This window comes from Sphingomonas sp. GW821-FHT12D09 (assembly GCF_058807215.1).
In genome coordinates, this window is sequence record NZ_JBXAQL010000004.1 from 395,490 (window position 1) to 415,008 (window position 19,519).

Here is a 19,519-nt window from a genome sequence, read left to right on the forward strand (position 1 = left end):
CGCCCATATATGAAGCGCGATCCGCCAGACATTGCCGAGCCGGTAGCGGCGGGCAAGCTCCTCGGGTATCGGCGAGCGCAGGAGGAGCGACGCGGCGATGCGGGCGCGCAGGGCGACCTTCGTCGGGATGACGGGGTTTAGCGCTTGCGGACGAACTCGGCGCGCAGGACGAGGCCCTTGATGCCTTCATACTTGCAGTCGATCTCCTGGGGATCGCCGGTCAGCCGGATCGACTTGATCAGCGTACCGCGCTTGAGCGTCTGGCCCGCGCCCTTCACGGTCAGGTCCTTGATCAGCGTGACCTGGTCGCCGTCCTGGAGGATATTGCCGACCGAATCGCGCACTTCGACCGCGTCGATGGCGCCGGCCTTGGTTGCGGCTTCGGCGGCGGAGATCCACTCGCCGCTCGCTTCGTCATAGACATACTCATCGTCGCTCATCCGAATGCCCTCGCGATCAGGTCGTTGGTGGAAGCGTCGAAATCCTGGTCGCCGGCGCCCGCCGCCTTGGCCATTTCCTTGCCGAGCTCGACGCCGAACTGGTCGAACGGATTGATGCCGAGCAGCACTGCGTTCACGAAGGTGCGCTGCTCGTAGAAGGCCAGGATCGCGCCGAGCGTGCGCGGATCGACGCGGTCGAGCAGCAAAGTCGCCGAGGGGCGGTCGCCCGGATAGTCGCGCGCCAGATCGTCATTCTTGCGGCCGGCCATCAGCGCGGCGCCTTGCGCGAACATGTTGAGCAGCAGCTGGCGGTGATGCTCGTCCGCCAGCCCGTCGCCCGGCTCTATCGCGCCGATGAACTCGAGCGGGACCAGGCGAGTGCCCTGGTGGAGCAGTTGGAACACCGCATGCTGGGCATCGGTGCCGACGCCGCCCCAGGTGATCGGCGCGGTCGGATACGTCACCGGCTGGCCTTCGGCAGTGACGCGCTTGCCGTTCGACTCCATCTCGAGCTGCTGGAGGTAGCTGGGCAGCAGCCCCAGCCGCTCGTCATAGGCGAAGGTGGCGCGTGTTTCGCAGCCACGGACCTGGGTGTAATACAGGTCGGCGAAGGCCGCGAGCACCGGAGCATTCCGTTCGAACGGCGTCAGGCGGAAATGGCGGTCCATCTCGGCGGCGCCTTCCAGCAGTTCCTCGAACGCTTCCCAGCCCAACGCCAGCGCGGCGGGGAAGCCGATCGACGACCACAGCGAATAGCGCCCGCCCACCGACTCGGCGAAGGGCAACACACGCGTCTCGTCGATGCCGAACGCGATCGCCTTTTCAGGGGCTGCGGTGAGCGCGACGAGCTGGCCATAAGGATCGGCGACGCCGCCCTGCATCAGCCAGGAGATCGCGCTCTCGGCGTTGAGCATCGTCTCGGTGGTGGTGAAGGTCTTCGACGCGATCGCGATCAGGGTGGTCGCGGGGTCGAAGCGATCGAGCGCAGTTTCCAGCGCGACGCCGTCGACATTCGAGACCACGGCGACTTCATAGCGATCGGCATCGCGGCCGAGCGCATCGACGAGCAGGTCCGGCCCCAGCGCCGAGCCGCCGATGCCGATATGGATGATGCTGCGGATCGGGCCGAACGCCTCCGCCTCGATCGCGTCGATCAGCGCGCGCATCCGGGCGTGGTACGACTGGGCTCGCGAGACGCTGTCGGGCGAGCCTTCGCCGCGCTCGGCGGTGTGCTCGACGGCGCGGCCTTCGGTGACGTTGATCTTCTCGCCGGCGAACAGCGCGTCGCGCTTGGCGACCAGGCCCATGTCGGCGGCGATCTTCGCGAAAGCCGAGATCAGCTCGGTGGTCAGATGCGTCTTCGACCAGTCGAAATGGATGCCGGAAACATCGGCCGACAGCGCAGCGACTCGGCCAGGATCGCGCGCGAAAAGCTCGGTGAGCGTGGACGCTTCGAACGACTTTACGGCGGACCAGTCGGGCAATGCCATGTTCATCTCCTGTGGGACAGCTAGGCCCCTATCGTCCCGAGTTCATCGCTGCCACCCCCATTCATCGGCTTGACCTCTCCGCCCGCCCCAAGCAGAGCAACGCACTATGGAAAACACCCCCGCCGATTCCCTCGACGAGAAGCCCGCCCCCGCAGCCGCTGCGGTGCGCGAGGAGAAGCCCAAGAACGAGTGGAAGGAGCTCGGCGTCTTCCTCGTCAAGCTCGCGCTGATCGTCTTCGTGGTGCGCAGCTTCATCTTCTCGCCCTTCTCGATCCCGTCGGAATCGATGATGCCGCGGCTGCTGGTGGGCGACTATCTGTTCATCACCAAATGGAATTACGGCTATTCCAAGCACTCGCTGCCGTGGAGCGTGCCGTTGATCCCGGGCCGGATTTTCCCGGGCACGCCGACGCGCGGCGACGTGGTGGTGTTCAAGGCGCCGGGCCATAATGGCGAGGACTGGATCAAGCGCGTCATCGGCCTGCCGGGCGACTCGATCCAGATGACCAATGGACAGCTGATCCTGAACGGCAAGGCGATCCCGAAACAGCGCATCGGCGATCTCGAGTTGCCGATCACGCCGAATGTCCGCGAGTGCAATGCGCTGTTCCAGGCGATCGACGCCAAGGGCAATCCGGTGTGCAAGACGCCGCAGTTCCGCGAGACGCTGCCGAACGGCAAGACCTATAACGTCCTTGATCAGGGGCTGACCCCGCAGGACAATACCGAGGTGTTCCACGTCCCCGCCGGCCATGTCTTCCTGATGGGCGACAACCGCGACAATTCGACCGACAGCCGCTTCGCCCAGCCGCCCGAGAACCAGGGCATCTCCTATGTCCCGATGGAGAATATCGAGGGCAAGGCGGTGCTGAGCTTCTGGTCCACCGATGGCAGCGCCAGCTGGCTGCTGCCCTGGACCTGGTTCACCGCGGCGCGCTGGAGCCGGATGGGGGAAGGCTTTTGAGCGCTCCCGATCTGGGGGGATGGATCAGCAGGACCTTTGGCCAGCGCCCGGCGGATTTGTCGGCGTATCAACGCGCGCTGACGCATGGCAGCCAGGCCGCGGATAATTACGAGCGGCTGGAATTCCTGGGTGACCGGGTTCTCGGCCTGGCCATCGCCGAATGGCTGTTCGAGCGCTATCCCGGCGAACCCGAAGGCGCGCTTTCGCGGCGACTCAATTCGCTGGTTACCGGCGCCCAGTGTGCCGATGTCGCGCGCGAAGTGGGTGTCGCGCCGTTCCTGCGCCTGGGCAAGCAGGCGCGCGGCGACGGCGCTGCGGACAGCGACAATGTGCTGGGCGACGTGATGGAGGCTCTGATCGGCGCGCTCTATCTGGAGTTCGGTTTCGCCCCCGCGCGCGATTTCGTCCGCAAGGCCTGGGCAAAGCACATCGACGCGCATGCCACCGCGCCCCGGCATCCCAAGTCGGCGCTGCAGGAATGGGCGGCCGCCAATAATCGCCGCCCGCCCGAATATGAAGTGACCGACCGCTCGGGCCCCAACCACGCACCGCGCTTCACCGTGAAGGTGTCGATCGGGACCTTCGCCGATGCAAGCGCGGAAGGCACGAGCAAGCAGGAAGCGGAAACCGCTGCGGCGGCGGCGCTCTTGGCGAAGCTGGAAAAATGAACCGCGCCCTCTCCGCTCGCCCTTCGACAAGCTCAGGGCGAACGGTGTAGGGGCTCGGCATGACTTCAGAGAATCAAATCCCTCCCGAAACCCAGCGCTGCGGCCTGATCGCCATCGTCGGCGCCCCGAATGCGGGCAAGTCGACGCTCGTCAATGCGCTGGTCGGCCAGAAGGTCGCGATCGTCAGCCCGAAGGCGCAGACCACGCGCGCCCGGGTGATGGGCATCGCGATCGACGGCGATGCGCAGCTGATCCTGGTCGATACGCCGGGCATCTTCACCCCCGAGCGCCGGCTGGACCGCGCGATGGTCGCCGCCGCCTGGGAAGGTGCCGAGGGCGCGGACCTGATCGCGCTGGTCGTCGACGGCAAGGGCGGCATCGGCTCCAAGGTGAAGGACGTCATCGAAAGCCTGGCCGCGCGGCGCGAGCGCAAGATCCTGATCCTCAACAAGGTCGATATCGCCGACAAGCCAAAGCTGCTCGGTCACGCGGCGAAGCTCAACGAGCTGCTGCCGTTCGACGAGACCTATTTCGTCTCGGCGCAAACCGGCGACGGCGTGCCCGAGCTGAAGGCGGCGCTGGCGAAGGCGATGCCCGACAGCCCCTGGCACTATCCCGAGGACCAGGTCTCCGATGCGACCGACCGCATGGTCGCCGCCGAAGTGACGCGCGAGCAGATATATCTTCAGCTCCACAAGGAGCTGCCCTATTCGAGCGCGGTCGATACCGAGAAATATACCGAGCGCGAGGACGGATCGGTAGAGATCCACCAGCAGATCCTGGTCGAGCGCGAGACGCAGCGCGCGATCATGCTTGGCAAGGGCGGCGCCCGGATCAAGGAAATCGGCGCCAAGGCGCGCGCCGAGCTTTCCCGCATCATGGGCGTGCAGGTGCATCTCTATCTTCACGTGAAGGTAAGGCCCGAATGGCAGGAAGACCGTTCGCTGTATCGTGAGATCGGGTTGGATTGGGTCGAGTGACGCGAAAGCTCAAAGTCGCCATCGTGCAGGATTCGCCGGTTCCGCTGGCCGTGGACGCGGGCCTGGAACGGGCCATCGCCAAGGCGCGCGAGGCGATCGAGAAGGGCGCCCGCGTCGTCGCGTTCGGCGAAGGTTTCCTGGGCGGCTATCCCGTCTGGCTCGAGCATATCGCCCCGGCGCGGCTATGGGACCATCCCGGCACGCGCGAACTGCATGCTCTGCTGCTGAACCAGGCGATCCGCGGCGAGGATCCGCGCTTCCAGCCGCTGCAATGGACGGTGGACATCGCCAATGTGACGGTCTCGATCGGCGGATATGAGCGCGTGCGCCAGAGTCTCTACGCCACCCAGTTCCTGTTCCGCCCCAAGGCGCCGGTGCTGCGCCACCGCAAGCTGATCCTCTCGCCGGCCGAGAAGCTGATGCTCGGCCAGGGCGACGGCTCGACGCTCGGGCTGCACGAAGCGCCCTGGGGCAAGATCGGCCAGCTTGCCTCGACCGAGCATTGGATGCCGCTCGCCCGCGCGGCGATGCACCACGAAGGCGAGACGGTGCATGTCGCCGCCTGGCCGGAGCTGAGCGACATCTCGATGCTCGCCTCGGCGCATTACGCCTTTGAAGGGCGCAGCTTCGTGCTCGCGGCCGGCACCATCCAGTACAAACAGGAAGTGATCGCAGGCTATGAGCGCGCCGGTGGCGACGGTTCGGCGCGCAAGCTGCTCGACCGGATTCCGGAAGGGCAGATCCAGCACGGCCACAGCGCGATCATCGCGCCCGACGGCGTGGTGATCGCCCAGGCCGGCACCGCTCCCGAAATATTGATCGCCGAGCTCGACCTCGACGAAGTCGGCCGCGGGCTGGCAACGATGGACGTCGATGGCGCCCAGGCGCGGCACGACGTGTTCGAGCTGAGCGTGGACCGCCGCACCCGCGCCGGAACCGTCGAGAAGGACGAGAGCGCGGCGGCCTGAGCGTTATTTCTCCAGCGTGAAGACGACCTGATAGAGCCCCGGATGGGCTTCGCCGTAGCGCTTGTTCCCCTCGATCAGGCCCTTGGCCTTGAGGTGCGTGAAGACGCGCTGCGCCGCATCGGCATCGGCGCTCTGCGCATAATTGACCACGCGCGTGCCATCCAGACTGCGATGCAGGCTGGCGGACACCCACCCCTCGACTTCGCGCGCCCCCTCGGCGGCTTCACGCAGATAGGCGATCAGCGCCGCCTGCCCGTCCTCGGGCACGGTGAAGAGGTTTATCTGCGTGATGATGTCGGTGTTCGCGGTGATGATCGGCATGTGCTTGCTCCCAATTGGGGCGCCGCCATCGGGGACAGGACACAGGTGTGCGCCAAGCCCCCGACGACGCGCGCCGGTTGCTTGTCGCGGGTTCGCCCGGGAGCGACACGGAGCCTCGGGAGCGAGGGAGCGGGCTTACCGATGCCGCTCGGGTCCTTTTCGACGCCGCCAGTCTAGCCTTGGCCGAGCATCTGCGCCACCCATTCCTGCACCAGGGTCCCCGCCGGACCCAGCCGGCTCTCGCCGAACCAGCTGCTCCCCGCACTCGGATCGAGGTTCAATTCCAGCGTCTGCGCGCCGCGGTAGCGCGCGGTCTGGACGAAGCCCGCCGCCGGATAGACCGCGCCCGAAGTGCCGATCGAGACGAACAGGTCGGCATCGGCCAGCGCCTGCTCGATCACGTCCATATGATAGGGCATCTCGCCGAAGAACACGATGTCGGGCCGCAGCGCCGGGGTGCCGCAATCGGGGCATTCGCTTTCGGGCGGCAGCGAACCTTCCCATTCCACGCTGTCCCCGCACGCCGCGCACAGTGCCGACTTCAGCTCGCCATGCATGTGGAGCAACCGGTTCGTCCCGGCGCGCTCGTGCAGGTCATCGACATTCTGGGTGACGATCAGCAGCCCGCCCTGCCATTCGGCATCCAGTCGGGCGAGTGCGTGGTGCGCAGCATTGGGTTCGACCTCCGCCAGCTTGGAGCGGCGCGCGTCATAGAAACGGTGGACCAGCTCGGGATCCTGCGCGAGCGCCTGGGGCGTGCAGACATCCTCGACGCGGTGCCCCTCCCACAGGCCGCCCGGACCGCGAAAGGTGGCGATGCCGCTCTCCGCCGAAAGCCCGGCGCCGGTGAGGATGACGATGTTGTGGATCTCGCGCATGCCGCGGTCAGCCATCCGCGCGGCGGCGATGCCCCCGCCAGCTTTTCCAGAGCGCGCTGACGAGCAGCTGGACGGAGAAAAGCAGAAGCCCGGCAAGCGGCGCCAGCCCCATCCAGGCGATATAGTCGACCAGGCTCCGGATTTCGGGCGGGATATCGGAAAGCGAACCGCCGGGGATTCGAATGAACAGCGTCACCAGCGGGATCAGCGCGGCGCAGAAAAGCAGCGCGCCGGTCTTGATCTGCCGGTCGAGCGGATCGGTCTTGAGGCGGCGATCGGCCAGCAGGAACAGGAGCATGACGGGGAGCATAATCGTGGCCCGCAGGAAATAGTCGATCATCTGCCGAGCTCCGATAGCCTGCTGTCAGTCTAGGCGCGAACGCCCGGCACTCGCAACCGCCCCGCCCCACCCTTGCCGCAAATCGCGTGTTGATTTGCCCCATGCTCGCCGCGCTCCTTCTCGTTTCGCTGGCTCCGCAGGACCATGCGCCGATCTTCCCCAGCCCCGACGAGGCGGGCGATGCCGCGCTCACGCCAAAGCGGCCCTGCCGGGCGGGCGCGGACACGATCACCGTGTGCGGGAGCCGGACCGGCATGCGCCTGCCCACGCTCGACGAGGCGCGCTGGGCCGAGAAGCCGCTGCGCCCCGATTTCCGCTTGCCCGGCGGCGGCAAGGGCACGGTGGAAGGCGTGCAGCGCTCGATCGCGCCGGGCGTGAGCGTCCCGTCGCTCATGGTCACCGCGACGATTCCGCTCGGCAAGAAGCCCAGGAAGGCGGATACGGACGCGAAATAACCCCTGTCGCGCGGGCCCCGGGCTGTGCAAGAGGAGCGCATATGACCAGCATCGGCATTTACGGCAGCCTCGGCCGGATGGGGCAGGCGATCGCGAACGTCGCGCCCGACATGAACGCGCGTATCGCAGGCGGCGCGGATGCCAAGGACGATCCCGCAGGCGTCGCCGCTGGCGCCGATGTGCTGATCGACTTCTCCGCTCCCCAGGCGCTGGAGGCGCACCTCGCCGCCGCGCGCGCGGCGGGCAAGCCGATCGTGGTCGGTACCACTGGCCTCTCGCCGCATCATCACGCGCTGATCGACGCGGCGGCGCAGGACATCGCGGTGCTGCAGACCGGCAACACCTCGCTCGGCATCGGGCTCCTACAGCGGCTGGTGCGCGAGGCGGCGCAGCAACTGGGGCCCGACTGGGACATCGAGATCCTCGAGATGCACCACCGCCACAAGGTGGATGCGCCGTCGGGCACCGCGCTGATGCTCGGCCATGCCGCGGCAGCCGGCATGGGGACGACGCTCGCTGAAGCCGAAGTGACCGACCGCGCCGGCCTCACCGGCGCGCGCGCATCCGGCACGATCGGCATGGCCTCCTTGCGCGGCGGTTCGGTGGTGGGCGACCACATGATCGTGTTCGCCGCGCCGGGCGAGCGGATCGAGCTCAGCCACCGTGCCGACGACCGCGCGATCTTCGCCCGCGGCGCGGTGCGCGCGGCACTGTGGCTCGCCGGCAAGCCGGCCGGGCGCTACACGATGGACCAGGTGCTGGGCGGCTGATGAAGAAGGCGCCCAAATCGTCCGAAAGGACGATGTCCCGCGAAAAAATCTTCGAGTTCTTCTCGCGCCTGGCAGCGGACAATCCCCATCCCGAGACCGAGCTCGAATCAGTCAACACCTACACGCTGCTGGTGGCAGTGGTGCTCTCAGCCCAGGCGACCGATGCCGGCGTGAACAAGGCGACCCGCGCGCTGTTCCGCGAAGTCGACACGCCGGAAAAGATGGTCGCGCTCGGCGAAGACGACCTCAAGCAGCACATCAAGACGATCGGGCTGTTCAACACCAAGGCGAAGAACGTGATCGCCCTGTCCGAGGCGCTGATCCGCGATCACGGCGGTCAGGTGCCGGCGGACCGCGACGAACTCGAGAAGCTGCCGGGCGTCGGCCGCAAGACCGCGAACGTGGTGATGAACGTCGCGTTCGGCGCGGAGACCTTCGCGGTCGACACGCACATCTTCCGCGTCGGCAACCGCACGCGGCTGGCGCCGGGCAAGACCCCGCTCGCAGTGGAGAAGAAGCTCGGCAAGGCCGTGCCCCAGCCCTTTCGCCTGCATGCGCATCACTGGCTGATCCTGCACGGCCGCTACACCTGCAAGGCGCGCACGCCCGAATGCTGGCGCTGCGTGGTCGCGGATCTGTGCCCCTACCAGCCCAAGACCCCGGCCCCGAAAAAGCCGAAGACGGTCGCGGCGCATTGAGGGACTGGCGCCGCCGCAAAGGCTTTGCTAGGCGCCCTGTTCCAGGCACCCGTAGCTCAGCTGGATAGAGCGCTGCCCTCCGAAGGCAGAGGCCACAGGTTCGAATCCTGTCGGGTGCGCCATTACAAAACCTAGGTTTCCTCGGTTCGGCCGATTTCCTTACTCCGGTGACAGTCCGGTGTCGGGAGCTGGAACATCGCGCGCGCCAGCCACCAAGCTTCGATATTGCGGAATTAGCAGGGTCTTGCAAATTTGCAGGAAGTTGCTAAATATGCTCCTGCGTCCCTCATTAGGAGGTCGCATCGCCCGCATTGGGGCGATTAAAGAGGAGGTTACCGTGACGCCCTTTGGAAAGCTTCTTCGTCGCGAACGGCAGGAGCGACAGCTTCTGCTCGGCGACCTAGCGAAGCTGCTGGGGATCAGCACCCCTTACTTGAGCCAGCTCGAAACCGGTCAACGGTTCGTGCCGGACGGGTTTGAGGACAAGGTGATCAAAGCGCTTTCGCTGACACAAGCCGACGCCAACGAACTGATCCGCGCCGCTGCGCTCTCGCGCGGCGAATTCCGCATCTCTCTGGATAAGGATGCCAGCCTCGACGACCGCTCTCTCGCTTCTGATCTGGCCGAATCGTTCGCCCGCCTCACCCCGGAAGCGAAGGCAGCCCTTCGCCAGATGCTGATGGGGGACCGGAAGAATGGCTAAGGCCAAGCCCTACAAGGTGGTCCGCGCCCGGTCGCGCGACGAAATCGAAGAACTGGCGTGGCGCGCCCGGGCCCAACTGGGCCTGGCGCCCCGCGACCGGGTGCCTGCGGCGCGGATCATCGAATGGGCCCTCCCGATGGTGGTGCCCGAGTACGATTGGGGCATCGCCAACGAAGGAGAGCTCGGTGACGCGGAAGCGGTCACCGACCTCCACCGTCCCGTGATCACCTTCGCGCCGCGCACCTACGATGCCCTGTACCGGGACAATCCGCGGGCGCGGATGACGGCACTGCACGAAGTCGGCCACCTGCTGCTCCACACGCAGCAGCCGGTCGGCTTCGCCTTCATGAAGAAGTACGATGCCCGGGTCGATCCGGAGGCTCAGGCCGACATGTTCGCCTCGGCGTTCATGATGCCCGAGTTCGCCTTCCGGGAAGTGCGATCGATCGAGGAAGCCATGCGTCGCTTCGGTGTGAGCCGTGGCGCAGCAAGCTACCGCGCTCGTACCCTCGGCATGTACCGCCAGCTTGTCGTGAAGCGCGGCGCGCTTCGCGCAAAGAAAAAGGGGGTCAGCAAGCGCCGAACCCCCTAGGAAAAGCCTGGATCAGAATGCGGCCCCTGAAAAGGGTGAGCTATCCCAAACCGGCCCAAGTCAACTGCCCACGTAGGCGGTATCGGTAAAGGAAGCAAGAACGTGAGGCCGCGCCGATTGGAGAACCCCTCGTGGAATCCAGCGACATCCCTCCCGGGAAGAAGCGGATCTGCGTTGCATGGATCACCCGGAACGGCAAACGCATCTATGCCAGCTCGTATGGCTTGAAGGCGTTCTGCTTCCTGGTGGACGCGTAACGCGGACCCGGTTTCTGACCGACATTCCAAACGGGCCTCGTACCTCCGGGTACGGGGCCCGTGGCTCAATTAGGCCATATCGGTCTCATCAGAATATCTTAGCGTGTTCCTCGACATGGGCGTGATACGACTCAAGAGAGGCGCTGATCGCGGAGTGGAGCGCGTCGCACCAGTTCCGCACGCTGACTCTGGAACGCTTCCTTGGCCTGAAGGTCGATTACGAGCCCGCGACACCGCGGCTTCTCGGACTGCGCTCGGACGGCACGAGCCTGGTGCCGATCGACGGCATGAGCGAGGGCACCGCGGACCAGCTCTTCCTGGCACTTCGGCTTGCCGCCGTCGAGCAGTCGATCGCTTCCGGGGTCCGCATGCCGTTTCTGGCAGACGATCTGTTCGTCAATTTCGACGATGACCGCGCAGAAGCGGGCCTGCGCGTGCTGGCCGAACTCGCCAGCGCCACGCAGGTCCTGTTCTTCACGCATCACGCGCATTTGCGGGAAATCGGACGCCGCGTGGTCGGGGACGGCGCCTTCTCGCAGGGTGCGCTGCTCTAAGCGTCTCTTGCGAACGCGGCTTATAGCCTGTCGCGGGCGCAGGGTACCGGCTGCCGCATCTGTTCAGCGCAGCGCGGAGACGGAAGGGGGCTTTAGCCGCTTCTGCCGATCGGCGCATCGAGCGGCAGGCCGGCATGTTCATAGCCACGGCGGAAATCGGCCATGTGCCGCTGCATCCACAGCTTGGCGGCGGCGAGATCGCGGCCGGCCAGCGCAGTGACGATCTCGCGGTGCGCCTCCAGGATGCGGCGCGGCGAGCGGTCGCGGGTCTTGGGGTGCGTGAACAGCCGGTCGAGCGACGGATAGAACAGCAACGACACGGGCTCGCGCGACATCAACAGCACGCGGTTGTGTGTCGCATGCGCGAGCAGCGCGTGGAATTCGACATCGAGGTCGCTGATCGACTCGCCACGGTTCAGCGCTGCCGCCATGGCGGCGACGTTGGCCTCCAGCTTCCCGACCAGTTCGTCATCGACCTGCCCGGCGAGAAGATCCATCGCAAGCAATTCGAGCTGCATCGCCACTTCCCAGATCTCGCCGAACGAGACCTGCTGCATCATCAGCGCGCGCGAGCTCTGGGTGGCGAGCGCGTCGTGCTTGGGCCGCGTGACGTGCAGCCGCCGCCCGGCGTCGCGCTTGACCAGGCCGCTCTGCTCGAGCGCGCGCATCCCCTCGCGCACCGTGTGGCGCGTCACCCCGAACTTCTCGGCAAGCTCGGTTTCGGTCGGCAGCGGCTCGCCCGGCGCCAGCGCGCCGCTGAGGATCGCCTCCTCCAGCGCCTGCTGCACCGCCTGATAGGCACGCGCGATCGCCAACTTCTCGAATGCCATCAAAATCCCTTTGTCCAACAATCCAACATTTGATACGCGCTCCCCCGAACGCTGCCAATGGGAGAGCTGGTTTGCAAGTCGAGGTCGAGCGGCATGGCACGGTGGCGCTGCTGCGTTTCTCCAATCCGCCAGTGAACACCCAGTCGGTGGCGGGCGTCGGCGTGATCGCCGAGGCGTTCGCGGGCCTGGCGGCCGATACCCACGTGGCCGCGATCGTCGTCAGCGGCGGTCCCAGGATCTTCAGCGCCGGCGCGCAGATCACCGAGTTCGACGGCGACCCCTCGAAGATCGACGCCAATCGCGCGATGATCGAAGCGATCGAGGCTTCGCCCAAGCCGGTTATCGCCGCGATCAACGGCGTGTGCATGGGCGGCGGGCTCGAGCTGGCGCTGGCCTGCCATTACCGCGTCGGGGCGGAGAATGCGCGGATCGGCCTGACCGAAGTGACGCTGGGCGTGCTGCCCGGTGGCGGCGGCACGCAGCGGCTGCCGAGGCTGATCGGCGCCAGAGCCGGGCTCGAGTTGATGCTGAGCGGGCGCGTGCTCAGCGGCGCCCAGGCCCATGCTGCCGGCGTGGTCGATCAAGTCGTCGAAGGCGATGCCGAAGCGGCGGCGCTAGCGCTGGCCGAGACGCTGCCGCCGGTGCGCCGCACGGGTGAGATGCCGGTACCCGCCGACCTGACCGAGGCGCTTGCCGGCGCCAGGCCCCGCTCGCTGGCCCAGCGCCGCATCGTCGAATGCGTCGCGGCGATCGGATCGCACGACTTCACAAGCGGACTGAAGGTCGAAGCCGACCTGTTCAGCGAGCTGCTCGGCTCGGCGGAATCGCGCGGCCTGCGCCACGCATTCTTCGGCCGCCGCATCGCCGCGCGCGTACCCGGGCTGGGCGAGGTGAAGCCGCGCAGGATCGCGCATGTCGCAGTGATAGGCGGCGGGCTGATGGGCACGGGCATCGCGCTTGCGTTGCTCAACGCCGGGCTCAAGGTGACGCTGGTCGAGCCGCGCGCCGAAGCGCTGGAAAAGGCTGCGAAGGGCATCGCCGGCACGATCCGCCGCGACGTCGAGAGGGGCCGTATCGACGGCGAAACGGCAGACGCCCGCGTCGCCGCCCTCGCCACCGCGCAGGAAATCGATGCCGCCGGGGAAGCCGACCTGCTGATCGAAGCCGTGTTCGAGGACATGGAAGTGAAGCGCCAGGTGTTCATGGGCATGGAGCGCGTCGCGCGGCCCGACGCCATCCTGGCGAGCAACACCTCGACGCTCGACCTCGAGGCGATCGCCGCCTTCACCGCCACGCCCGAGCGTGTGGTCGGGCTGCACTTCTTCTCGCCCGCAAACGTGATGAAGCTGCTCGAAGTCGTGCGCGGGGGGAAGACGTCGCCGGAGACGCTGGCGACGGCGATGGCGTTCGGCAAGGCGATCGGCAAGAGCGCCGTGGCCGTGGGGGTTTGCGACGGGTTCGTCGGCAATCGCATGTTCGAGGAATATCTCCGCCAGGCCTGGTTCCTGCTCGAGGAAGGCGCGCTTCCCGCCCAGCTCGACGGTGCGCTCAAGCACTGGGGCATGGCGATGGGCCCGTGCGCGGTGATGGACCTGGCCGGCCAGGATATCGGCTGGAGCATTCGCAAGCGCCGCGCCGTCGAACAGCCCGACCGCCCCTATTCGCGCATCCCCGACCTCGTCTGCGAACTCGGCCGCTTCGGGCAGAAGACCGGCGCCGGCTTCTACCGGTATCCCGATGGCCGCACCGCCGAGCCCGATCCCGAGATCGATGCGCTGATCCTGGCGGAGTCCGCCCGGATCGGCCTCGAGCGCCGCGCAGTCTCCGACGCGGAGATCGTCGAGCGCTGCATCTACGCGCTGATCAACGAAGGCGCGAAGATTCTCGGCGAAGGCGTCGCCTATCGCCCGGTCGACGTCGATGTCGTCTATCTCGACGGCTATGGCTTCCCCGGCGAGCGCGGCGGGCCGATGTATTTCGCCGACCGGATCGGCCTCCCCGCCATCCTCGAACGCATCGAGCAATTCGCCGCCGGCCCGCAGGGCTGGGCCTGGGTGCCCGCCCCTCTGCTTTTCGAACTCGCACGCTCGGGCCGCGATTTCGCGTCGCTCGACGCGGCAAACTCTGAAAGGAACTAGGATGGGGATCGATCTCTCGACCCGCGTGGCGATCGTCACCGGCGCCGGTGGCGGATTGGGCGCGGCACATGCGATCGCGCTGGCGAAACGCGGCACCAAGGTCGTCGTCGCGGACATGAACGGCGAGGCGGCAAAAGCCGTCTGCGCGCAGATCGAAGCGGACGGCGGCGAAGCGATGGCCGCAGCGGTGAGCGTCACCGATTTCGCCGGCGTCCAGGCGATGTGCGAGGACACGCTCGCCCGCTGGGGCCGCATCGACATCCTGGTCAACAATGCCGGCATCCTGCGCGACAAGAGCTTCGCCAAGATGGAGCTGGAGGATTTCCGGCTGGTGCTCGACGTCCACCTGATGGGCTCGGTCAACTGCACCAAGGCAGTGTGGGACACGATGCGTGCGCAGAATTACGGGCGCATCATCTTCACCACCTCGTCCTCGGGCCTGTACGGCAATTTCGGCCAGGCCAACTATGGCGCCGCCAAGATGGCGCTGGTCGGGCTGATGCAGACGCTGGCGATCGAAGGCGAGCGCTATGGCATCCGCGTCAACAGCCTGGCGCCGAGCGCGGCGACGGGGATGACCAACAACCTCTATTCGCCCGAGATGCTCGCCGGCCTCGACGCGTCGCTGGTGAGCCCCGCGATCGTCGCGCTCGCCGCCGAGGACGCCCCCACCCGCGCGATCCTGCTTGCCGGCGCCGGCAGCTTCGAGCAGGCGCATATCACGATGACGCGCGGGCTGTTCCTGGGCGATGGCGAGACCGTCGCCGACACGCTGCTCGAGCGGCTGGATGCGGTTTCGGCGCGCGACCACGATACGGTTCCCGCCCGCGGCGAAGAGCAATATCAGTATGAAATGGCCGCCCGCGCCGAGAAGGTGAACGCATGACCCAGTCCGTCTACATCGTCGCTGCCCGCCGCACCGCGATCGGCACCTTTGGCGGTTCGCTCAAGGACGAGACGCCCGCCAGCCTCGCCGTCACCGCGACCAGGGCGGCGCTCGAAGCCGCCGGCATCGCGCCGGAAGCCGTCGGCCATGTCGTGTTCGGCCAGGTGATCCCCACCGCACCGCGCGACGCCTATCTGGCGCGCGTCGCCGGGATCGAGGCGGGCATTCCCAAGGAAGTGCCGGCGCTCACCGTCAACCGCCTGTGCGGGTCGGGCGTGCAGGCGATCGTCTCCGCCGCGCAGATGCTGATGCTCGGCGATGCCGAGATCGCCGTCGCCGGCGGCAGCGAAGTGATGAGCCGCGCGCCTTACTATGCCCCCGCCACGCGCTGGGGCCAGAAGATGGGCGACGCCACGATCATCGACGGCCTCAACGGCGCGCTGACCGATCCGTTCGGCGGCGGGCTGATGGGGGTGACCGCGGAGAATGTCGCCGAGCGCCACGGCATCGACCGTGCCCGGCAGGACGCATACGCCGCCGAAAGCCACGCCCGTGCCGCCCGCGCGATCGCGGAAGGCCGGTTCGAGGGGCAGATCGTGCCGGTCGAAGTGAAGGCCGGACGCGCAACCAAGTCGTTCGATACCGACGAGCATGTCCGCGCCGATGCCAATGCCGCCGACCTCGCCAAGCTGCGCACGATCTTCAAGCCCGACGGCAGCGTCACCGCGGGCAATGCCTCGGGCATCAACGACGGCGCCGCCGCTTTGGTGCTCGCCAGCGAGAAGGCCGTCGCCGAGCACGGCCTCACGCCGATGGCGCGCATCGTCGCCTATGGCCACGCCGGCATCGACCCGAATTTCATGGGCATGGGCCCGGTGCCGGCCACACGGGCGGCGCTTGCCCGCGCAGGCCTGTCGATCGCGGACATGGACGTGATCGAATCGAACGAAGCCTTTGCAGCGCAAGCCTGCGCCGTCTCCGACGCGCTTGGCTTCGACGCCGCGAAGGTGAACCCCAATGGCAGCGGCATCTCGCTCGGCCATCCGGTCGGCGCGACCGGCGCGATCATCGTCACCAAGCTCGTCCACGAGCTGGCACGGACCGGCGGGCGCTATGGCCTGGCGACGATGTGCATCGGCGGCGGCCAGGGCATCGCGCTGATCGTCGAGCGGGTTTGAGACAGCCTGCACTCCTTCTCCCCTTGTGGGAGAAGGAAGGGGCCCGCGAGGCGAAGCCGAGTGGGAAGGATAAGGGGGAACAGGGGCAGTAACGCCTGCTTCCCCCTCCCTTCCGCCGCCTTCGTCGGCTCCCTCCCTCTCCCACAGGGGAGAGGGAAATTCAGCTCACCCCGCGCTATACGCAGCCCGCAGCTGCAGCTTGTCGATCTTCCCCGTCGACCCGCGCGGCATGGCGGACACGCGCACCACCGCATCGGGGATCCACCAGGACGCAACCTGCCCCCGCAGCGATCCCAGCAGCTCCTGGTCGCTGATCTCCTGGTCCTCGCGCAGCTCGACCAGCAGCAACGGCCGCTCGCCCCACTTCACGTCGCTGCGGCCGATCACGGCGGCGAGCGAAACCTGGGGCAGCGCGCAGACCACCGCTTCGATCTCGGCCGGGTTGATCCACTCGCCGCCCGACTTGATCAAATCCTTGGCGCGCCCGGTGATCATTAGATTGCCGGCGCGATCGATCCTGGCGAGGTCGCCGGTGTCGAACCAGCCTTCCGCATTGGTCGCGCTGCGGTCCTGGCCGAAATAGCGGTCGATCACCGCGCCACCGCGCACATGCAGCCGCCCTTCGACATCGCGCTGCTCGGGGAGCGGCACGCCGCTCGCGTCCATCAGCATCAGGTCGACGCCCAGCGCCGGCCGGCCCGAGATCGCGGCATCGCGCGTCGGCGCACTGAGCACGCCGAAGGTGCCGACGGGGGACAGCTCGGTCATGCCCCAGCTGGTCTGCACCGGAATGCCCAGCTGTCCTTCGATGCGCTCCATCAGCGCAGGCGGCATCGATGCGCCGCCGACGAGGATCCGGCGCAGCGACGGCAGCGTCATGCCGGTGGCGTCGAGATGGTCGCACAGGCCCAGCCACACGGTCGGCACGCCCACGGCAAGGGTAACGCCTTCCGCCGCGATCAGCCGGGCGAGGCTCGCACCGTCGAGATGGCGGCCGGGCAGGACGAGCTTTGCCCCCGCCGCCGGCACCGCGAAGGGCAGGCCCCAGGCATTGGCGTGGAACATCGGCACCACGGGCATGACGACGTCCTGGCTGGTGATGCCCGACACGTCCGCCTGGAGCAGCCGCAGCGTGTGCAGGAAGCTCGAACGGTGGGTATAGGTCACGCCCTTGGGCGCGCCGGTCGAGCCCGACGTGAAGCATAGCCCGCTCGGCGCCTTCTCGTCGAAATCGCCCCAGGCCACGCCCGCGTCGTCGGCCTGGCCGAGCAACGGCGCGAGCGGCACGATCTCGGCCTTGCCATAGCGCTTTGGCGACATCTCGCCGTCGATCACGAAGACGCGCTCGATCCCCGGCGCATCGTCCAGGACCTTGAGCGCCATCACCATCAGGTCGGCGCTGACGATCAGGATCCGCGCGCCCGATTGCGCCAGCATCCAGGCGAGCTGGCTGGGCGTGAGGCGCGGGTTGAGCGTGTGGCACACCGCGCCCATGCCCATGATCGCGTACCAGCTCTCGACATGCGCCTGGCTGTTCCACGCCAGCGTCGCGACGCGGTCCCCCTGCCGCACGCCTCGTTCGGCGAGCAGGCGCGATATTTTCCGGGAACGCACGCGCAGGTCGGCATAGGTCGTCCGGCCGATCGCGCCGCCTTCGCCCGCGGTCGCGACCTCGACCCCGGGATGCCATTTCGCCGCATGCTCGACGATCCGGTCGAGCGTCAGCGCGAAGTCCTGCATGGAGCCGTCGATCACTTGCAGCTCTCCGTGGCAGCCGGCAGCGGCGGCGCGATCACGCCGACATTCCAGTTCCAGGGCAAATTGCCCGCGGCGCGGCGCCGGCAGAAGACCTGGTCGTGCAGCGCATATTCGGCCGGTTTCAGGTCCGCCGCGAGATGCGGCTTGTCGGTGAAGTTCATATAGGCGGCTCGTTCATCATGAGAGGGCCAGCGCGGCTGGCCGGGGGCGCTCGGCGCGCCGGACCTGGCGAAGCTCGCCCAATAGCCGACCATCGCGTCGGAGAGCGCGCGCTCGCCCGGCGTGTTCGGAATCGCCGGCCACAGCGCGGTCACCCGATCGATCGTGCCGAACATGTACGGCACTTCGGACACGTGGAAGGCATGAATGCCCGCCTCGTCCGCGGCCGGATAGCCATGGTCGAAATAGTACAGGTACGCCGGCTGTCCGACCTTCGCCTGCTCGCGCACCAGCTTCTGCGAGTTCCAGGCGAAGAAGCCGTCGCGCGCGGCGGCGAGCAGGTTCCTGCCAATATCGCTGGCCGGATAGAGCCGCAGGAATTCGTCGGCGAGCGGGCCATAATTGGCGCGGATCTTCGCCTCATAGCTCTCGGGCGTGAAGGTCGATGCCTCGGGCAGGCCGGGCAGGATCGACTTCATCGTCGCGATCTCGCCGGAAGTGAAGCCGGTCATCAACGGCACCCGCGCCTGCTCACCGCGCTCGAACGTATCGAGCAGCTGGCGAGGGATCACCTTGCCGTCGACGATCGCGGTCGAGGCGAAGCCCGCCTTCACCGCGCGGGCGGCGAGATCGGGGCCGGGAATCGCGCGCAGATCGGCGACGGTCTTGGCGCCCATCGCCGCGGCATAATGCGCGCCCAGCGCCTCGCCCGAAGGCACGCCGTGCGCCGTCGCCTTCAATTCGGGCAGGTTCATCAGCGAGGCGCTCTGCACGATCGCCTTGGCGAACAGCCCGCGCGCCTGGGGCGCGACGAGCAGGTGCAGGATCGCGAGGCCACCGGCGGACTCGCCCGCGATCGTGACGTTGCCCGCATCCCCGCCGAACGCGGCGATGTTGGCCTTCACCCAGCGCAGGGCCGCGATCTGGTCCATCACGCCATAATTGCCCGAAGTCCCGTCGGGCGATTCCGCGCTCAGCCCGGGATGCGCGAAATAGCCGAACACGCCGAGCCGGTAGTTGATCGACACGACAATCACGCCGCGCCGCGCGAGCGCCGCGCCGTCGAACATCGCCTGTTGGGACGATCCGCGCACCAAATTGCCGCCATGGATCCAGACGAACACCGGCGCCTTCTTCGCCTTGGCCGGCGCCCAGACGTTGAGCGACAGGCAATCCTCGCTCATCGCCGGATAGGTCTCGGCATAGATGCTGCTCGGCGGCGCCGGCGGCTGCTGGCAGGCGGCGCCGAACTGGGTCGCGTCGCGCACGTCGCGCCAGGCCGGGACCGCCACGGGCGGCTTCCAGCGCCTCTCGCCGACCGGCGGCAGCGCATAGGGAATGCCCTTGAACACCCGCTGCCCCTCGGCCGCGACGCCGCGCACGGTGCCGGCGGGCGCCTTGACGATCGACTGGGCTTCCGCCGGCGTAGCGCCGACAAGCGCCAGGCCCAGCGCCGCGAAGCGGTGCGCTATCCCCATCTCACTCTCCTGGA

21 protein-coding genes and 1 tRNA gene are annotated in these 19,519 nt (G+C 67.5%); 14 read left to right on the forward strand and 8 right to left on the reverse strand.

Annotation, left to right across the window (positions count from 1 at the left end):
- Positions 1 to 137: 137 nt before the first annotated feature.
- Together AC1RPL_RS19150 and pgi are read right to left on the reverse strand one after the other, a co-directional pair.
- The gene (locus AC1RPL_RS19150; protein WP_493071630.1) at positions 138 to 440 is read right to left on the reverse strand and encodes an alkylphosphonate utilization protein; all 303 of its coding nucleotides are present in this window, start codon (positions 438 to 440) and stop codon (positions 138 to 140) included.
- Positions 437 to 1,930 carry a glucose-6-phosphate isomerase gene (gene pgi, locus AC1RPL_RS19155; protein WP_493071631.1) on the reverse strand — a complete coding sequence of 498 codons (1,494 nt, stop codon included), beginning with the start codon at positions 1,928 to 1,930 and terminating at the stop codon, positions 437 to 439. The genes AC1RPL_RS19150 and pgi overlap by 4 nt, the downstream gene beginning before the upstream one ends.
- A 106-nt stretch (positions 1,931 to 2,036) precedes the next feature.
- Between pgi and lepB the strand changes: the two genes are divergently transcribed.
- Genes lepB through AC1RPL_RS19175 form a run of 4 tightly spaced genes read left to right on the forward strand, consistent with a single transcriptional unit; the run spans position 2,037 to position 5,510 of the window.
- Positions 2,037 to 2,894 carry a signal peptidase I gene (lepB, locus tag AC1RPL_RS19160; RefSeq protein ID WP_493071632.1) on the forward strand — a complete coding sequence of 286 codons (858 nt, stop codon included), beginning with the start codon at positions 2,037 to 2,039 and terminating at the stop codon, positions 2,892 to 2,894.
- Positions 2,891 to 3,562: a ribonuclease III gene (gene rnc, locus AC1RPL_RS19165; RefSeq protein ID WP_493071633.1), complete on the forward strand. Its 672-nt coding sequence runs from the start codon at positions 2,891 to 2,893 to the stop codon at positions 3,560 to 3,562. The genes lepB and rnc overlap by 4 nt, the downstream gene beginning before the upstream one ends.
- Positions 3,563 to 3,621: 59 nt before the next feature.
- Positions 3,622 to 4,542, forward strand: coding sequence for a GTPase Era (gene era / locus AC1RPL_RS19170; RefSeq protein WP_493071634.1), 921 nt, complete (start codon positions 3,622 to 3,624; stop codon positions 4,540 to 4,542).
- Complete coding sequence (locus tag AC1RPL_RS19175; RefSeq protein WP_493071635.1) at positions 4,539 to 5,510, forward strand: nitrilase-related carbon-nitrogen hydrolase; 972 nt, start codon at positions 4,539 to 4,541, stop codon at positions 5,508 to 5,510. Before era ends, AC1RPL_RS19175 begins: the two co-directional genes overlap by 4 nt.
- Positions 5,511 to 5,513: 3 nt before the next feature.
- Here AC1RPL_RS19175 and AC1RPL_RS19180 read toward each other — a convergent pair whose 3' ends face one another.
- The 3 genes from AC1RPL_RS19180 to AC1RPL_RS19190 all read right to left on the reverse strand — a co-directional run bounded on the left by AC1RPL_RS19180 (position 5,514) and on the right by AC1RPL_RS19190 (position 7,049).
- Entirely contained in the window at positions 5,514 to 5,831 is a 318-nt protein-coding gene (locus tag AC1RPL_RS19180; protein ID WP_493071636.1) for an antibiotic biosynthesis monooxygenase, read from the reverse strand.
- A gap of 173 nt (positions 5,832 to 6,004) precedes the next feature.
- Positions 6,005 to 6,709 carry an NAD-dependent deacylase gene (locus AC1RPL_RS19185; RefSeq protein WP_493071816.1) on the reverse strand — a complete coding sequence of 235 codons (705 nt, stop codon included), beginning with the start codon at positions 6,707 to 6,709 and terminating at the stop codon, positions 6,005 to 6,007.
- A gap of 7 nt (positions 6,710 to 6,716) precedes the next feature.
- Entirely contained in the window at positions 6,717 to 7,049 is a 333-nt protein-coding gene (locus AC1RPL_RS19190) for a hypothetical protein (RefSeq protein ID WP_493071638.1), read from the reverse strand.
- A gap of 101 nt (positions 7,050 to 7,150) precedes the next feature.
- On the opposite strand from AC1RPL_RS19190, the gene AC1RPL_RS19195 reads away from it, so the two are divergent.
- The 7 genes from AC1RPL_RS19195 to AC1RPL_RS19225 all read left to right on the forward strand — a co-directional run bounded on the left by AC1RPL_RS19195 (position 7,151) and on the right by AC1RPL_RS19225 (position 11,078).
- Positions 7,151 to 7,504: a hypothetical protein gene (locus AC1RPL_RS19195; RefSeq protein WP_493071640.1), complete on the forward strand. Its 354-nt coding sequence runs from the start codon at positions 7,151 to 7,153 to the stop codon at positions 7,502 to 7,504.
- A 41-nt stretch (positions 7,505 to 7,545) separates the two neighbouring features.
- The gene (gene dapB / locus AC1RPL_RS19200) at positions 7,546 to 8,274 is read left to right on the forward strand and encodes a 4-hydroxy-tetrahydrodipicolinate reductase (protein ID WP_493071642.1); all 729 of its coding nucleotides are present in this window, start codon (positions 7,546 to 7,548) and stop codon (positions 8,272 to 8,274) included.
- Positions 8,275 to 8,306: 32 nt separating this feature from the next.
- Positions 8,307 to 8,972 (forward strand): endonuclease III, encoded by a 666-nt coding sequence (gene nth / locus AC1RPL_RS19205; RefSeq protein WP_493071643.1) that lies wholly within the window; start codon positions 8,307 to 8,309, stop codon positions 8,970 to 8,972.
- A 45-nt stretch (positions 8,973 to 9,017) separates the two neighbouring features.
- A tRNA-Arg gene (locus AC1RPL_RS19210) sits at positions 9,018 to 9,094 on the forward strand.
- 149 nt (positions 9,095 to 9,243) lie between these two features.
- A complete protein-coding gene (locus AC1RPL_RS19215; protein WP_493071645.1) occupies positions 9,244 to 9,675 on the forward strand; it encodes a helix-turn-helix domain-containing protein in 432 nt (143 codons plus the stop codon).
- On the forward strand, positions 9,668 to 10,267 hold the full coding sequence (locus tag AC1RPL_RS19220) for an ImmA/IrrE family metallo-endopeptidase (RefSeq protein WP_493071647.1): 600 nt from the start codon (positions 9,668 to 9,670) through the stop codon (positions 10,265 to 10,267). The genes AC1RPL_RS19215 and AC1RPL_RS19220 overlap by 8 nt, the downstream gene beginning before the upstream one ends.
- A 529-nt stretch (positions 10,268 to 10,796) precedes the next feature.
- Positions 10,797 to 11,078 carry an ATP-binding protein gene (locus AC1RPL_RS19225; RefSeq protein WP_493071649.1) on the forward strand — a complete coding sequence of 94 codons (282 nt, stop codon included), beginning with the start codon at positions 10,797 to 10,799 and terminating at the stop codon, positions 11,076 to 11,078.
- A 92-nt stretch (positions 11,079 to 11,170) separates the two neighbouring features.
- Here AC1RPL_RS19225 and AC1RPL_RS19230 read toward each other — a convergent pair whose 3' ends face one another.
- Positions 11,171 to 11,908 carry a FadR/GntR family transcriptional regulator gene (locus tag AC1RPL_RS19230; RefSeq protein ID WP_493071650.1) on the reverse strand — a complete coding sequence of 246 codons (738 nt, stop codon included), beginning with the start codon at positions 11,906 to 11,908 and terminating at the stop codon, positions 11,171 to 11,173.
- Positions 11,909 to 11,979: 71 nt separating this feature from the next.
- On the opposite strand from AC1RPL_RS19230, the gene AC1RPL_RS19235 reads away from it, so the two are divergent.
- From AC1RPL_RS19235 to bktB, 3 genes are read left to right on the forward strand one after another with little or no spacing between them, the layout of a single operon-like run.
- On the forward strand, positions 11,980 to 14,046 hold the full coding sequence (locus tag AC1RPL_RS19235) for an FAD-dependent oxidoreductase (RefSeq protein WP_493071652.1): 2,067 nt from the start codon (positions 11,980 to 11,982) through the stop codon (positions 14,044 to 14,046).
- 1 nt (position 14,047) lies between these two features.
- Complete coding sequence (locus AC1RPL_RS19240; protein ID WP_493071654.1) at positions 14,048 to 14,932, forward strand: SDR family NAD(P)-dependent oxidoreductase; 885 nt, start codon at positions 14,048 to 14,050, stop codon at positions 14,930 to 14,932.
- The gene (gene bktB / locus AC1RPL_RS19245; RefSeq protein ID WP_493071656.1) at positions 14,929 to 16,110 is read left to right on the forward strand and encodes a beta-ketothiolase BktB; all 1,182 of its coding nucleotides are present in this window, start codon (positions 14,929 to 14,931) and stop codon (positions 16,108 to 16,110) included. Before AC1RPL_RS19240 ends, bktB begins: the two co-directional genes overlap by 4 nt.
- Positions 16,111 to 16,275: 165 nt before the next feature.
- Here the strand turns inward: bktB and AC1RPL_RS19250 are convergent, their stop codons facing one another.
- Both AC1RPL_RS19250 and AC1RPL_RS19255 read right to left on the reverse strand, forming a co-directional pair.
- Positions 16,276 to 17,865, reverse strand: coding sequence for an AMP-binding protein (locus AC1RPL_RS19250; RefSeq protein WP_493071658.1), 1,590 nt, complete (start codon positions 17,863 to 17,865; stop codon positions 16,276 to 16,278).
- Positions 17,862 to 19,505, reverse strand: coding sequence for a carboxylesterase/lipase family protein (locus AC1RPL_RS19255; protein ID WP_493071659.1), 1,644 nt, complete (start codon positions 19,503 to 19,505; stop codon positions 17,862 to 17,864). Before AC1RPL_RS19255 ends, AC1RPL_RS19250 begins: the two co-directional genes overlap by 4 nt.
- Positions 19,506 to 19,519 lie beyond the last annotated feature (14 nt).